The sequence below is a fragment of the Pseudomonas berkeleyensis genome, assembly GCF_014109765.1.
In the GTDB taxonomy this organism is placed as follows: domain Bacteria; phylum Pseudomonadota; class Gammaproteobacteria; order Pseudomonadales; family Pseudomonadaceae; genus Aquipseudomonas; species Aquipseudomonas berkeleyensis.
Window position 1 is genome coordinate 3,540,045 of the sequence record NZ_CP059139.1, and the last position, 12,953, is coordinate 3,552,997.

At 60.9% G+C, this 12,953-nt stretch carries 10 protein-coding genes; 1 reads left to right on the plus strand and 9 read right to left on the minus strand.

Going from position 1 to position 12,953, the window contains the following annotated elements; all coding sequences use genetic code 11:
* Positions 1–287: 287 nt before the first annotated feature.
* The 8 genes from HS968_RS16395 to HS968_RS16430 all read right to left on the minus strand — a co-directional run bounded on the left by HS968_RS16395 (position 288) and on the right by HS968_RS16430 (position 10,759).
* Complete coding sequence (locus HS968_RS16395) at positions 288–1,658, minus strand: DUF1329 domain-containing protein (protein WP_182367218.1); 1,371 nt, start codon at positions 1,656–1,658, stop codon at positions 288–290.
* A gap of 66 nt (positions 1,659–1,724) precedes the next feature.
* On the minus strand, positions 1,725–3,713 hold the full coding sequence (locus HS968_RS16400) for a DUF1302 domain-containing protein (RefSeq protein ID WP_182367220.1): 1,989 nt from the start codon (positions 3,711–3,713) through the stop codon (positions 1,725–1,727).
* 482 nt (positions 3,714–4,195) lie between these two features.
* Positions 4,196–6,853 (minus strand): aminopeptidase N, encoded by a 2,658-nt coding sequence (gene pepN / locus HS968_RS16405; RefSeq protein WP_182367222.1) that lies wholly within the window; start codon positions 6,851–6,853, stop codon positions 4,196–4,198.
* Between the two features lie 50 nt (positions 6,854–6,903).
* Positions 6,904–7,740, minus strand: a complete 837-nt coding sequence (locus HS968_RS16410) for a DUF2797 domain-containing protein (RefSeq protein ID WP_182367225.1) — start codon at positions 7,738–7,740, stop codon at positions 6,904–6,906.
* Entirely contained in the window at positions 7,740–8,003 is a 264-nt protein-coding gene (locus HS968_RS16415; protein ID WP_074681470.1) for a YeaC family protein, read from the minus strand. The genes HS968_RS16410 and HS968_RS16415 overlap by 1 nt, the downstream gene beginning before the upstream one ends.
* A gap of 57 nt (positions 8,004–8,060) precedes the next feature.
* A complete protein-coding gene (locus HS968_RS16420) occupies positions 8,061–8,900 on the minus strand; it encodes a rhomboid family intramembrane serine protease (protein WP_182367227.1) in 840 nt (279 codons plus the stop codon).
* Positions 8,897–9,871, minus strand: a complete 975-nt coding sequence (locus tag HS968_RS16425; protein ID WP_119692730.1) for a metallophosphoesterase — start codon at positions 9,869–9,871, stop codon at positions 8,897–8,899. Before HS968_RS16425 ends, HS968_RS16420 begins: the two co-directional genes overlap by 4 nt.
* Positions 9,872–10,759: an NAD(+) kinase gene (locus HS968_RS16430; RefSeq protein ID WP_106736245.1), complete on the minus strand. Its 888-nt coding sequence runs from the start codon at positions 10,757–10,759 to the stop codon at positions 9,872–9,874.
* An 84-nt stretch (positions 10,760–10,843) separates the two neighbouring features.
* Here HS968_RS16430 and HS968_RS16435 point away from each other — a divergent pair, with 84 nt between their 5' ends.
* A complete protein-coding gene (locus HS968_RS16435) occupies positions 10,844–11,770 on the plus strand; it encodes a DUF1853 family protein (protein WP_182367229.1) in 927 nt (308 codons plus the stop codon).
* Between the two features lie 64 nt (positions 11,771–11,834).
* Here HS968_RS16435 and HS968_RS16440 read toward each other — a convergent pair whose 3' ends face one another.
* The gene (locus HS968_RS16440; RefSeq protein WP_182367231.1) at positions 11,835–12,944 is read right to left on the minus strand and encodes a cyclic nucleotide-binding domain-containing protein; all 1,110 of its coding nucleotides are present in this window, start codon (positions 12,942–12,944) and stop codon (positions 11,835–11,837) included.
* Between the last annotated feature and the right edge of the window lie 9 nt (positions 12,945–12,953).

Sequence of the window (12,953 nt, forward strand, 5' to 3'; positions counted from 1 at the left end):
GCCAACGCACTTCAGTGCGGCCCCGAAGGGGCGAGCGAAGCGAGTCATGCTCATGTACAAAAGTACACTCTGCTTCCTCGCCTGTTTTTGCCTTGCATTGCTCTAGCTCGCAAGCTCGTGAAGAGACTCTTACCAGGCCACTCATCCTAGCGAGCTTCGGAAAGCCCTGACAATCAGCGCGACGTTATGTTTTGTAAGGTCGAACCGCTTTATCACAGCCTATTCGCCGGACTGATACGAAAAGGCCGCTACTACTGTAGCGGCCTTCACGTGAGACTACACGACTATTATCGAGTGCCGCGGCGACGCAGGGCAGCTGGTTTGAAATAACCGTCGTCCGGAGTGGCCTGGGTGAAGTCGATGGTGTTGCTCTCTTCGTTGTCCAGGTTCTGCACGTGGTAACGACGCGCCTGCAGATCATGGAACACATCGAGCGCGGACCAGGTGGTCGGAAGGTCGTAGTAGTTCTTCAGGTAGGCGATGGAGACACGCCACAGTTCACCACGGCCGTCGTACTGATCCACCACCGCAGCCTGCCAGCTGTCCTCGTCGAGGAACAGGGTACGCTTGGAGTAGATGTGGCGAGCGCCGGACTTCAGCGTGCCCTCGACAACCCATACGCGGTGCAGCTCGTTACGGGTCAGTGCCGGATTGAGGTGACCGACCTGCAGCAGATCCTTGTACTTAACGTCAGGGCTGGTGACCTTGTAGTTGTTGTACGGGATGTAGATTTCCTTCTTGCCAACCAGTTTCCAGTCGTAGCGATCCGGGGCACCGTTGAACATGTCGGTGTCGTCTGCAGTGCGCAGACCGTCAGCCGCAGCGATCGGGGTGTCGTAAGCCAGGTTCGGCGCACGACGCACGCGACGCTGACCAGCGTTGTAGCCCCAGGCCTGACGGGGTTCCTTGACCTGATCCAGCGTCTCATGAACCAGCACCGCGCCACCGGCCAGACGCGCCGGGCTGGTGGTAAAGGACAGGTAGTAGAACATGATGTTGTTCAGATCGGCGAAGGAGCCGTTCTGCAGGTAGTACTTGAACAGTGCTTCCTGTTGCGAGGTGACCAGCGAGTAGGCGCCATTGCGCTGCACTGCCACTTCCGAGGCACGACGCACGATGTAGGTACCGCGGTAGCGAGCGACGTGGTTCCACAGCGCCTCGACACCGTTCTGCGGGATCGGGAACGGGATACCGCCATAGGCATCGGAGAAACCGTTACCACCGTCGACCAGCTTGGCGGTGGTGGCGTTCTTGATGGTGTTGTCATAGACCCATTGCGGCGCGGAGCCGGAACGACGGGTCTGGTACACCGGCATCTGATAGGTTTCCGGGTAAGCCTTGAACATGGCGATCTGACCCGGCGTCAGATTGGCCTCGTACTGGCTCAGATTGGCCGCGGTGATGGTGAACAGCGGCTTGTCGTCCGGGAACGGATTGACGTGGTGCTGGCCCGAGCGGGTGTAGCCAGCCGGAGCCTGGGTGATGCCACCCGTCCAGGCGGGAATGGTACCGGCAGCGTTGCCGGCCTTCTCGGCGCCGAAAGGAGTCAGGGTGTCGCCGAGCTTGGCAGCTTCCTGCGGGGAAACGGCAGCCAGTGCGGAGCCGGCGGAAAACGCCAGTGCAACGGCTACAGCCATCAGCCTGTGCTTGTTCAGCATGGGTAATTCTCCGTGAAGAGTATTGCCGGGCGCCCAAGGCGCCCGGCGCGTTTCTGGTTATAGGTATTAGAAGGAATACTTGACGTTGAGGCCGATGTTGTCGCGATCACGTGCACCGTTGTTCTGGCCTGCGCCGTAGAACTCGGTGTACTGAATCTCGGCTTCCAGGCTGTTCAGGTAGCTGGCGCGCATACCAACGGTGTATGCCTTGCGGCCCTCTACGAAGTTGCCGGTCTGGTGAGAGTTGCCTTCGAAGTCATGCTTGAACACGGCGAACGGCGACAGGTTCACGCCGGCGTAGACGTCGTTCCAGGTACCGGAGAGCACCAAGGTGTAGCCATAGGCATTCTTGTTGATTTGGTCGTCGCGCCCATAGTTCGAAATGTAGGAGTTGTTTGGACGCCCAGCATAATAACGGACATTACCCTGGTAATCCGTGTACTTCAGGCTATCGCCGCGCACATGCTCGGAAGCGAGTTCTGCGATACCGAACAGGGAATCAAAGCTCAGCGTCGGACCAAAATTATGAATGGCCCCAAAGGATGTATTGAAGGCCTCTACGCGGGTGTAGTTGCTGATGGAACCATCACGAGCGACCTGCCGCCCGGCGATGACCGCTGTTCCAGCGTTTGGCAGCGCGCCAGAGTTATCGGCAAGCTGTGCACCTTGCCCTACCAGGTCACCCAGCAAATCGTTGGTCGCTGCGATACCGATAGGCAGGTTAGGACGGTAGGAAAGCTCGCCGAAGACCGACGTCTGGCCAACCGTTGTATTGAAGCTGAGGCCATACATACGGATATCTTCCGCGTACTCCCTGCGAGCCTGCACGTTAGCCAGCAGATCCGCAGTAGCTAGGCCACCAGCAAGCGACGCATTACCCAGCGCCCCCGCGAGAGCACCGACATTGACACCTTGATAACCGTTCAAGTCCGCATAGATGCTAGGTTCTTTGCCATGGTAGTTGACGAAGTAGAAACCGAACTCGGTAGAGTTGAGCTCTTCTGCTATATAGCGAAACGCAACACCATATTGGCCGTCATTCTTTGCATTCAGGTCACCGCCGATCTTGGCCACTTGTGCGATCTGATCACCCGAATAAACGAACGTCTTCCCACCCGGCCCTTGATACAGACCCAACGCGCCGAAAACAGCCTGACTCTGGCCGATTAGAGTAGGATTATTGTAAACACCCAGAACGGTATTATTGAGCAGAAGTGGGTTTCTGGCGCCGAGCGCGGTTCGCGAGAAGTCGTTGTAAGCCGTATTCCCGCCGTCGGCAAAAAGGTCTGTCTCGGAGAAATAAGTACCAACTGGATCGACTGCGGTTTCTTTCCAGTTGAACTGATAGAAGGTTTCCATCGAAAGGTTGTCAGTCAGGCCGATGTTGAAGCTCAGCGCTTCGACCGGCACCAGCACTTCCTTCACTTCCGAGCCCGGCAGGCGGAACTTGGCAGCATCGACAGGATTGGTGGTGTTCACACCACCGCGATAGAACAGACCCTCGCCCCAGTTGAACACCTGCTTACCGAAGCGGCCGGAAACCGGCATGTCGGCGATATCCCAGTTGCCATAGACATAGGCGTCGAGAATCTGCGCATCACGGCCGGCCTTGTGGCGGGTTTCGCGGGTGAAGGTGTTGTCGCGCGGGTAGCTCTGGCTAGGCTGGGCCGGAGTATTGGCGTCGTAGTAATCGTTGCGCTTGTCCATGATCTGGGTGTCATAGAAAGCAGTACCGCGGATGAATACACCATAGTTGCGGTAGGAGGCCTCTAGGTCACTGGTGATCTTGAACACCTCGGAAACCAGGCCGGTATCGAAATTGCGGTTGCCGTCGTTGGTGTTGATGTCGTTGTTGGTCTTGTCCTGCCCCTGAACACGCCACAGCTGGCCGTAGGAGATAGTGGTGTCGATGGAGCCGGTGATTTCGTTATCGGCGAAGCTGAACTCCACCGCTTGAGCCTGGGCGGCGACCAGCAATGGCAGAACACCAGCGAACGCAAAGCCGGCCTTGGCCGGGGCAAAACGTAGAACGGGCTTGCGGGACTTAATTTCCATCGAGACTCACTCCGTGGACAGATCATTCTTTTGAGCGATCCCGTAACCGGGTCGCGATATGCCGTACTGGCGACGGCTTGTTTTTGTGGGTGCAGCAAAAGGGTTAAGCGACCAAAGCGCCATCACGCGCAGTCAAATCCAGCACGGCGTTGCAACCATGGTGCCAATTCAAACGGGTGTATCAGCGCAAACACGCTTGCAAGAGCCTTTGGCCAGTTTCTTTTCGTGACTGATCAGCCACTGACCAATGCGTCAGCAATTCACGGAAAATCTGGCGCACTTTGTCCTACGATCCGACGCTTTATGCCACTCGCCACGGGGCTTACAGCCTCGTGACGTGATGAAGGCCTCACGACTGTCAAGTCGTGAAGCCCTAACTTTAGTGTGCAAACGAATAAGAGATCGCATACACATTCCATTGGGTAACAAAAAAGTGTTACCAGCCAGAGACCGGTAACACTTTTTGTACAGCAAAACCCGTCTTAGGCCAGGCTCTTGCTCACCACCTCATAGACATCGCTGGACAGCTCTCCGGAAGCGAGGATGCGTTCCAGCTCTGCCTTCATCAGCGCCTGGCGAGCCTCGCCATATTTGCGCCAGCGAGTCAGCGGCGCCAGCAAGCGCGAAGCGATCTGCGGGTTGAGGGCGTTGAGGGTGATCACCTGATCGGCAAGAAAGCGGTAGCCCGCTCCGTCCGCACGGTGAAAGTTGATCAGGTTCTGGTTGGCGAAGGCACCGATCAGCGCACGCACCTTATTCGGGTTCTTCAGGGTGAAGGCCTCATGCTCCATAAGCGCATGCACACGCTCCAAGCCTCCCGGTAGCGGGCAGCCAGCCTGCACGCTGAACCACTGATCCATAACCAATGGGTTGTCCTTGAAGAAGTCGGCGAACATGGCCAGGGCCTTGCCCTGCTCTTCCTGGAACGGAGAGTTGACCAGCACTGCCAACGCGGCAAGGCGCTCGGTCATGTTGTCGGCGTTGTCGAACTGGTCGACACAGGCCGCAAGCACCTCGGGCTTCTCGCTGAGCATCAGGTAGGACAGCGCGATGTTCTGCAGGCTGCGGCGGGCGAAGTGCGCCGCCTCGGCCACGTAAGGCGTAGCCTTGGAGAGCTCTCGGTTGGTCTGGTAGCGCGCCCACAGTGGAGCGAACAACGCGGCAGCCAGTTCCTTGCGGGCGAACTCGCGAGCAGCGTGGATGGCCTCGACGTCAGCCACCTCGCTGATCTCGGTCAGGTAGGCCTCGCCCGGCAGCGAGAGCATTTCAGCGACCATGGCCTGATCCAGCGACTCGTCTTCGAGCAAGGTGCGCAGCGCAGCGACCAGGCGCTGATCCAGACTCAGAGCCTCGCCGCGCTGGTACTGGCCGATCAGCTCCTGCAACACCTGCACGGACAATTGCTGCCCAGCTTCCCAGCGATTGAAGCCGTCGCTGTCGTGCTGCATGAGGAACATCAGCTGATCGCGGTCATAGGGGAAGTGCAGCTTGATCGGCGCACTGAAGCCGCGCAGCAAGGAAGGCAGCGGCTGTTCGGAGACGGCCTCGAAGGTGAAGGCCTGCTCGGCTTCGGTGACCGACAGCACGCGGCTGGTGCCGCTGGCGGAGCTCTCGCCTTGCAGGCGCAACGGCAGCTCATTGCCTTGGGCATCGAGCAGGCCGAGCGCTACGGGAATCACGAACGGCAGCTTCTCGCTCTGCCCAGGCGTGGCCGGACAGCTCTGACGGAAGGTCAGGCTGTAGCGCTTCGCAGCCGCGTCATAGGCCTCGCTGACCTCCAGGCGCGGCGTACCGGCCTGGGTGTACCAGCGCTTGAACTGAGTCAGGTCGACACCACTGGCATCCTCCATGGCCTTGACGAAGTCGTCGCAGGTCACGGCCTGGCCGTCGTGGCGCTCGAAGTACAGATCCGAGCCCTTGCGGAACAGCTCCGGCCCGAGCAGGGTGTGGATCATACGCAGCACTTCCGAACCCTTCTCGTAGATGGTCAGGGTGTAGAAGTTGGAGATTTCCATGTACGCGTCCGGGCGCACCGGATGAGCCATGGGGCCGGCGTCCTCGGCGAACTGGTGGGTACGCAGGTAGGCCACATCCTCGATGCGCTTGACGGTGCGCGAGTGAGTGTCGGCGGAGAACTCGCTGTCGCGGAACACGGTGAAGCCTTCCTTGAGCGACAGCTGGAACCAGTCTCGGCAGGTCACGCGGTTACCCGACCAGTTGTGGAAGTACTCGTGCGCCACCACCGCCTCGACCCGCTGGTGCGCGGCATCGGTGGCAGTCTCGGCCTTGGCCAGCACGCAGCTGGAGTTGAAGATATTGAGGCCCTTGTTCTCCATGGCCCCCATGTTGAAGTCGTTGACCGCGACGATCATGAAGATGTCGAGATCGTACTCACGGCCATAGACCTCCTCGTCCCATTTCATCGAGCGTTTGAGGCTGTCCATGGCGTGCTGCACCTTGTCGATGTTCTCCGGCTCGACATAGATGCGCAGCGCCACTTCACGGTTGCTCATGGTGGTGAAGCTGTCTTCCACGCACCAGAGATCACCGGCGACCAGGGCGAACAGATAGGCCGGTTTCTTGAACGGGTCTTCCCAGGTCGCCCAGTGCCGACCGCCCTCCTCGCTGCCGCTTGCAATCGGGTTGCCATTGGACAAGAGCACCGGGTAGGCATGCTGCTCGGCGCTGACCGTGGTGGTGAACTTGCTCATCACATCCGGGCGGTCGAGGTAGAAGGTGATCTTGCGGAAACCCTCGGCCTCGCATTGGGTGCAGAACATGCCGCTGGACTTGTACAGGCCCTCCAGCGCGGTATTGCTCTCCGGGTGGATGCGCACGCTGCTGTCGACCACGAAATGCTCCTGGGTCGGCAGCAGGGTCAGGTGGCTGTCGGTCAGGCTGTAATCGCCCTCGCCCAGCTCGCGATCGTCGAGCTTGAGGTGCAACAGTTCAAGCTGCTGACCATCGAGTACCAGCTTCGGCAGACCCGCGCCAGCCTCCGGGTTGCGCCGCATGACGAGTTGCGCATGCACCAGGCTGTGATCCTCGAACAGCTCGAAGGTCAGGTGGGTCTCGTCGATCAGGTAATCGGGAACCTGATAATCCTTGAGGTAGATGGTCTTGGATTGTTCGGTGCGCATGGCGCTTGGCCTCTCGTCTGCGGCGCTTCGTGCGCCAGTGGCATCGGGTGTCAGGCGGCGATCTCATGGACGGCCAACTGGTAGGCGGTGTACTTGCGGATATTGATCACACCGGTATCGAACATCAGGTACTGGCCCTTGATACCGAGCAGGGTACCTTCGGCCAATGGCAGTTTGTCCAGATTGAAGCTGGTGATCTTGGCTGGATAGGCTTCGATGGGGTAGCGAATTTCCAGCACCTCGGCAGCGGACAGCGGCTGGATGGCCTGCAGGCCGAAGCGCTGCTGCAGCTCGGTGATGCCCGCGCCACAGTGGTCGAACAGTTGCTCGCGAATGGCCAGCAGGTCGACTGGCGCGGCGTCGCCCTTGAGCAGCGCACGCCAGTTGGTCTTGTCTGCCACCTGGCTGCGCAGCAGATCTTCGACGAAGCCCGACTGCTGCCGGGTGGCTACGCGCAGAATGGGCAGCGCCTGGGTCGCGCCTTGGTCGATCCAGCGTGTCGGTACCTGGCTGGCACGGGTGATGCCGACCTTCACGCCGCTGGAGTTGGCCAGATAGACGATATGATCGGTCATGCAGAACTGCTCGCCCCAACTCGGCTCGCGGCAGGTGCCGGCGTCGTAGTGACACTTCTCCGGGCTCATGATGCAGACATCGCATTGCGCCAGCTTCTGCATGCAGGGATAGCAATAGCCCTGACTGAAACTGGTCTTGGTCTTGCGCCCGCAGTGCGTGCAATGGATCGCGCCGAGGTATTCCAGGCGTAGGTGCTTGCCCACCAGCGGGTTGACCGGTACCTCTTCGTCGCCCAGGCGGAAGGCGTACTGCACAGGCGCGTCGAGGTGCGCCTTCATCTTGCTCAGCGAGCCACGTCCCAACTCACTCATCAGTGCAGGGTATCCGAGGACTTGAACAACAGGTTGGGCACCGGCTCGGATTTGCTGCTGCATTCCTGCGGGCCCATGTACCCGGTGCGCTCTTCCTCCGGCAGGTTCTGCACTTCCCAGGCGATCATCGCCTGCAGGCTCAGCTCCTTCTGCTCCTGGGTGAGCTTGCGGCCATCGGGCCACTTGCCGATTTCCACGGCCAGCTTGAGGCTCTCGTAGATTTCCGGGGTGATGTTTTCAATCGCATCGAGAAAGGACGACATACAGGTCTCCAGGTAAATCGTAGGACGGGTGAAACCCGCCGAAACACTAAAGTCGAATCAAACGCTACGTCGCGCCAGCATACCGCCAAGCAGCCCGATCAGGCAGCCGGTGAGCAAACCGCCAACGTGCGCGGCATTGGCGATGGCGCCAAATTGCAGCAGTTCGAAAATGCCGGTCATGCAGATCGCCAGCCAGGCCAGCATCATCACCAGCACGCCGGGCGGCAGGCGATAGACCGGGTTGGGCGCCAACCGCTGGTAGATCCAGCAATACCCGAGCAATCCATAGAGCACGCCGGACAGGCCACCGAACAGCGACGGCCCGGCCCACCAGTATTGGGCGAAGTTCGACGCCAGGCCGAACAGCAGGGTCAGCCCAAGGAGGCCAATTGCGCCCTGGCGAAACTCGATGCGTCGTCCCAGCTCCCAGTACCACAGGCTGTTCATCGCCAGGTGCAGCCAGCCGAAATGGATCAGCATCGGCGTGATCAGGCGCCACCACTGGCCGCTTGCGAGCGTGGCATCCAGATAGGTCAGATAGATGTGCTCACCGTCGATTCGAAAATCGACGAAGCTCAGCCAACGAATGGCGGAAAAATTCTCGCCAGCCAGGGTCACGGCGAAGACGATGAAGGTGCTCAACAGCACCAGCGCCGTTATCGGGCTGCGCCGCAATTGAGCCACGAAGCCCTCGCGCGGCGGGGCAACGCTCTGCGGCTCACCAGAGGCATCACCCTGCGGATGACGCGCATAGAGCTCCCGCACCTGTTCGGCAAGCTCCTCGCCAGGTACCCAGAGCACTGCTACCCGGTGCGGAACGTGCAACCGCTGCAGCAAGGCGACGAAGCCACTCAGATCGACCTCAAGCGGCAAACGTAGTACAGCGACAGCCGTCATCGTGGCGCCTCCTGCGGGTCGACATCGACCCAGACGAATTTGCTCGCATCCAGGCGATGCTCCTGATCGAGCCGATAGGCCACCAGCCTGCCACCGATCACTGCGCTGTAATCCAGACAGGCCAGGTTCGGGCGAATCGGCGCCGGCTTGCCACGCCGCCAGTAGTGACCGACGAACAACAACGGCTCGTGGGCGCCATAGCGCAGCAACTCGTCCTTCTGCAGCTCGGTCAGCGGCGTCTGTGCGGCCAGCTCCGGCAAGGCATCGGGTTGGAACACGATGTCGCCGTAGGTCTGCGGATTCTCTTCCCAGAACTTGGTGCGGAAGTACGAACGAGTAAAGCCGTCGCCGCTGGTCTGGGTCAGGCCATGCGGCAGACGCATGTCGGTACCACGCAGCAGGCGATCCAGCGCCATGTTGGCGAAACTGCCAGGCACGGCCGCCGCCTGGAGAAAATGCTCGTCGATGCAGCCATCGGGAAATTGCGATTTGAGTGGCGTGATCAGCTCGTCATCCCAGCAGGCGTGGACGACGCGGAAGCGTCCGGCATCGATGAACAACGGCATCTCGTAGAACCAGTGGAGAAACTCGCGCCACTCCAGTGGATACGCCTCGAACTGCGCCAGTGTTTCACGCATCAGGCGTTGGTGGCGCGGACTGTGCTCACGCACGTAATGGCGGCCACTACCCGGCGGCGCCGGCGTGCTCCAGCCCAGCGCATTGAACTCGTGGTTGCCCATGATGCACAGCGCCTGGCCAGCACGAACCATGTCATGCACCAGGTGCAGGGTTTCGCGAATGCCAGGGCCACGGTCGACCAGATCGCCAAGGAAGATCACCATGCGCGAAGGATGGCGCCACACGCCACCCTGCCGGCTGTAACCAAGGCATTCGAGCAAACGTTCGAGCGTGCGCGCACACCCGTGGATATCACCGATCAGGTCATAGCCACGACGAGGGTCGAGGGACATTCAGTCGTGCCCTCCGAGACGGCTCCCCCAGCCCAGTTTGGTACGGCAGACCTCGTAGTAATTGTGATCCAGCGGATGGATCAACCGCAGCTTCTGCGCTTTCTTGGCCACGTGCAGGGTGTCGCCCGGCGCACAGGTGAAGTGGTTCTGGCCATCGCAGGAGACCTGCGGATAAATCTGCAGATCCTGCGATACGACGATCTTCAGCTCGCTGTTGCCATCGACCACGATGGGCCGGCTGGACAGGGTATGCGGGTACATCGGCACCACGACGATGGCATCGAGCTTGGGATGCATGATCGGCCCGCCAGCGGACAAGGCATAAGCGGTCGAGCCGGTGGGCGTGGCGACGATCAGGCCATCGGCCTTCTGACTGCAAACGAACTGGCCATCGATGTACAGCTCGAACTCGATCATCCGTGTCGATTTGCCCGGGTGCAGCACCACATCGTTGAGCGCATCGCCCTGGCCGATGGCTTCGCCCTGGCGGCGTACCTCGGCCTCGAGCAGGAAGCGGTTCTCGGTCAGGTACTGGCCTTCCAGCACCTGCGCCACCTTGAGCTCAAGCTCGTCGGGACGAATGTCGGTGAGAAAACCGAGGCTACCGCGGTTGATACCCAGCACCGGCACCTTGTGTCGCGCCAGCGCGCGCGCGGCGCCGAGCATGCTGCCGTCACCCCCGACGACGATCACCAGATCGCACACTTCGCCCAGCATCTTGCGCGAGGATGTCTGCAAGCCGTGGCCGGGTAGTACCTCAGCGATGGTGTCTTCGAGGATCACATGCAGATGGCGGTCGATGAGAAAGCGCTTGAGCCGGCGCACGGTCTCCAACACCCGCGTGCTGCCCAGGCGCCCGATGATGCCGACATTGCGAAATTGATCCATGGGACTCCCGACAGCCGAATAAGAAACGAACAGGGATTATCGGCCAAAGGCCAAGGCCCCGGCAAACCGCGCTATGCTCGGGTCATGACCACTCCCGATTCGCTGCACGCGCTGTTGCAGACGCTGCGCACCCCGGCGGTACGCGACCTGGCGTGGGTGCTGCTCTCGCCGCCCCTGCTGGGTGAGACAACGAAAACCCAGCGCCATCCTCTGCAGGCCAGTCGCTGGTTGCAGCAGCCGCAGTTGCTGACGAACTGGCTGGCGAAGCAGGACAAGGATGCCAGCGTCCTGCATGCCTGGCTGGCAGAAAAGCCGGTGCGGCGCCTCGGCATGCACTATGAGCGTCTCTGGCAATTCGCCCTGCACGCCGCACCGGATATAGAAATCGTCGCTGCCAATCTGCCGATTCGCCAGAACGGCCAGACCCTGGGAGAGCTGGATCTGCTCCTGCGCGACGCCGAGGGCGAGCACCACCTGGAGCTGGCGGTCAAGTTCTACCTGGGCACGGGAGGCAGCGATGCCGCTCACTGGCTAGGCCCTGGCAGCCATGACCGACTCGATCTGAAGCTAAGCCATCTCGCCCAGCACCAGCTGCCTCTGTCGTCACGCCGTGAAACACGAGGCGCACTGAACGAACTGCAATTGGCCGAGACCCGCGCGGCCTTCTGGCTCGGCGGCTATCTGTTCTACCCATGGCCCGACGGTTGCTCGTCACCTCGCGGAGCAACCCCTGCACATTGCCGGGGCCGTTGGCTGCGTCAAAGCGACTGGAACCAGTTCGGCGCCGAACGGCCTGGGGCATGCTGGCAACCGCTGCCAAGGCTGGCCTGGCTGGCGCCGGCGCTGATTGACGGTGGCGAGCGCTGGCCAGAGGAGACGTTCCAACAATGGCTGGCAGCGTTGCCGACACAAAATCGCGCGCAATTGCTGGTACGCCTGGAGCCCGACTCGAAAGGCGACTGGCGCGAGGCCGAGCGCATCTTCCTGGTCAGTGATCAGTGGCCGTCGTAGAGCGGGTACAACCCGTCATCACCAGCCTGACGGGGCTCCCCCGTCCTACGAAAGTGGCACGCCCCTACCGGCTACGTTCGGTACGTCCGCCAGAGCGCGCCAGATACCCTGCCCCATTCTCGCAAAGCAGCGCATCACGCTGTACCGCCGGCAAGGCGTCCAGGCCACCGCGCAGGGCATAGACGCTATAGCCCAGCTGCGAGAGCAGAAACACCGCACTGCTACTGCGTTTGCCGCTGTCGCAATAGCACAGGTAGGTACGCGACTTGTCCAGCAGGCGGGCTTTCAGCCGCAGTAGCTGCAAGGGCATGTGCAAGGCCTGTGGCGCATGCGCCTTCTCGTACTCCTCCAGCAGCCGCACATCCAGCCATTGCGCCCCCTGCGTCAACAGCCTGGCCGCTTCCCCGAGAGAAACCTCGGCCACCACCGGTGCCTTGAGCAGAGCGAAGAAATCCTGACGATCCAGACGCAGCACGCTGCCTTGCTCGACCATCGTCACCGTGGCATTGCGTGGCCGGTCGGACAACAACGCCTCCTCACCAAAGCAGGCGCCGACCTCCAGCTCGGCCAACACCTGACGATCACTGCCGGCACTGCGAATCACCTCGGCGCGCCCGCTTTCGAGGAAGAAACAGCAGTCGCCCGCCTCGCCTTCGGTGAGAACCTGATGCCCCGCTTCGATCTCGATACGCTGCAAGCGGCCGAGCATGTTCTGTACGTTCGTCGGCGGCACCTTGGTGAACAGCGGGTTCTCCAGCAGCCGCTCCAGCCATTCGATGTCAGCGCCACCCTGCTGCATCGCCAGCAACAGATCCTGATAGGCCAGGCGCCAGGTCAGCAGGCGGTCGAGCATGGCGCTGTCGATCATCAGCACACTGATATCGCTCAGGGCGCGTGCCTCATGCAGACGCGGCATTGCGGGGGAAAGCGGATGACAGCTGAGCTCGCTGCCTGCCGACACGCGTTGCGTCCGCCCCTCGGCATCCTGCAATTGCAGTTCGCCCGCCAGCAGGTAATACGTGAGGCGAGCCTGGTCTCCCTGACGGAACAACAACTGGCCGGCCAGCAACGGTTGCGGCACCAGTTGGCTACGCAACTCACGCCATTGCTGCTCGGACAGCACATTGAGCGGGGTGAGAATGCGTAACTGCTCGGGAGTGAGAGGTTCGTTCATGAGAATTTC

What these genes read in the sequence shown, in the direction of transcription:
- HS968_RS16420 (WP_182367227.1), bottom strand. Translation starts at nt 8,900, where the DNA reads ATGACGGCTGTCGCTGTACTACGTTTGCCGCTTGAGGTCGATCTGAGT.
- HS968_RS16425 (WP_119692730.1), bottom strand. Translation starts at nt 9,871, where the DNA reads ATGTCCCTCGACCCTCGTCGTGGCTATGACCTGATCGGTGATATCCAC.
- HS968_RS16415 (WP_074681470.1), bottom strand. Translation starts at nt 8,003, where the DNA reads ATGTCGTCCTTTCTCGATGCGATTGAAAACATCACCCCGGAAATCTAC.
- HS968_RS16430 (WP_106736245.1), bottom strand. Translation starts at nt 10,759, where the DNA reads ATGGATCAATTTCGCAATGTCGGCATCATCGGGCGCCTGGGCAGCACG.
- HS968_RS16400 (WP_182367220.1), bottom strand. Translation starts at nt 3,713, where the DNA reads ATGGAAATTAAGTCCCGCAAGCCCGTTCTACGTTTTGCCCCGGCCAAG.
- HS968_RS16410 (WP_182367225.1), bottom strand. Translation starts at nt 7,740, where the DNA reads ATGAGTGAGTTGGGACGTGGCTCGCTGAGCAAGATGAAGGCGCACCTC.
- pepN (WP_182367222.1), bottom strand. Translation starts at nt 6,853, where the DNA reads ATGCGCACCGAACAATCCAAGACCATCTACCTCAAGGATTATCAGGTT.
- HS968_RS16440 (WP_182367231.1), bottom strand. Translation starts at nt 12,944, where the DNA reads ATGAACGAACCTCTCACTCCCGAGCAGTTACGCATTCTCACCCCGCTC.
- HS968_RS16435 (WP_182367229.1), top strand. Translation starts at nt 10,844, where the DNA reads ATGACCACTCCCGATTCGCTGCACGCGCTGTTGCAGACGCTGCGCACC.
- HS968_RS16395 (WP_182367218.1), bottom strand. Translation starts at nt 1,658, where the DNA reads ATGCTGAACAAGCACAGGCTGATGGCTGTAGCCGTTGCACTGGCGTTT.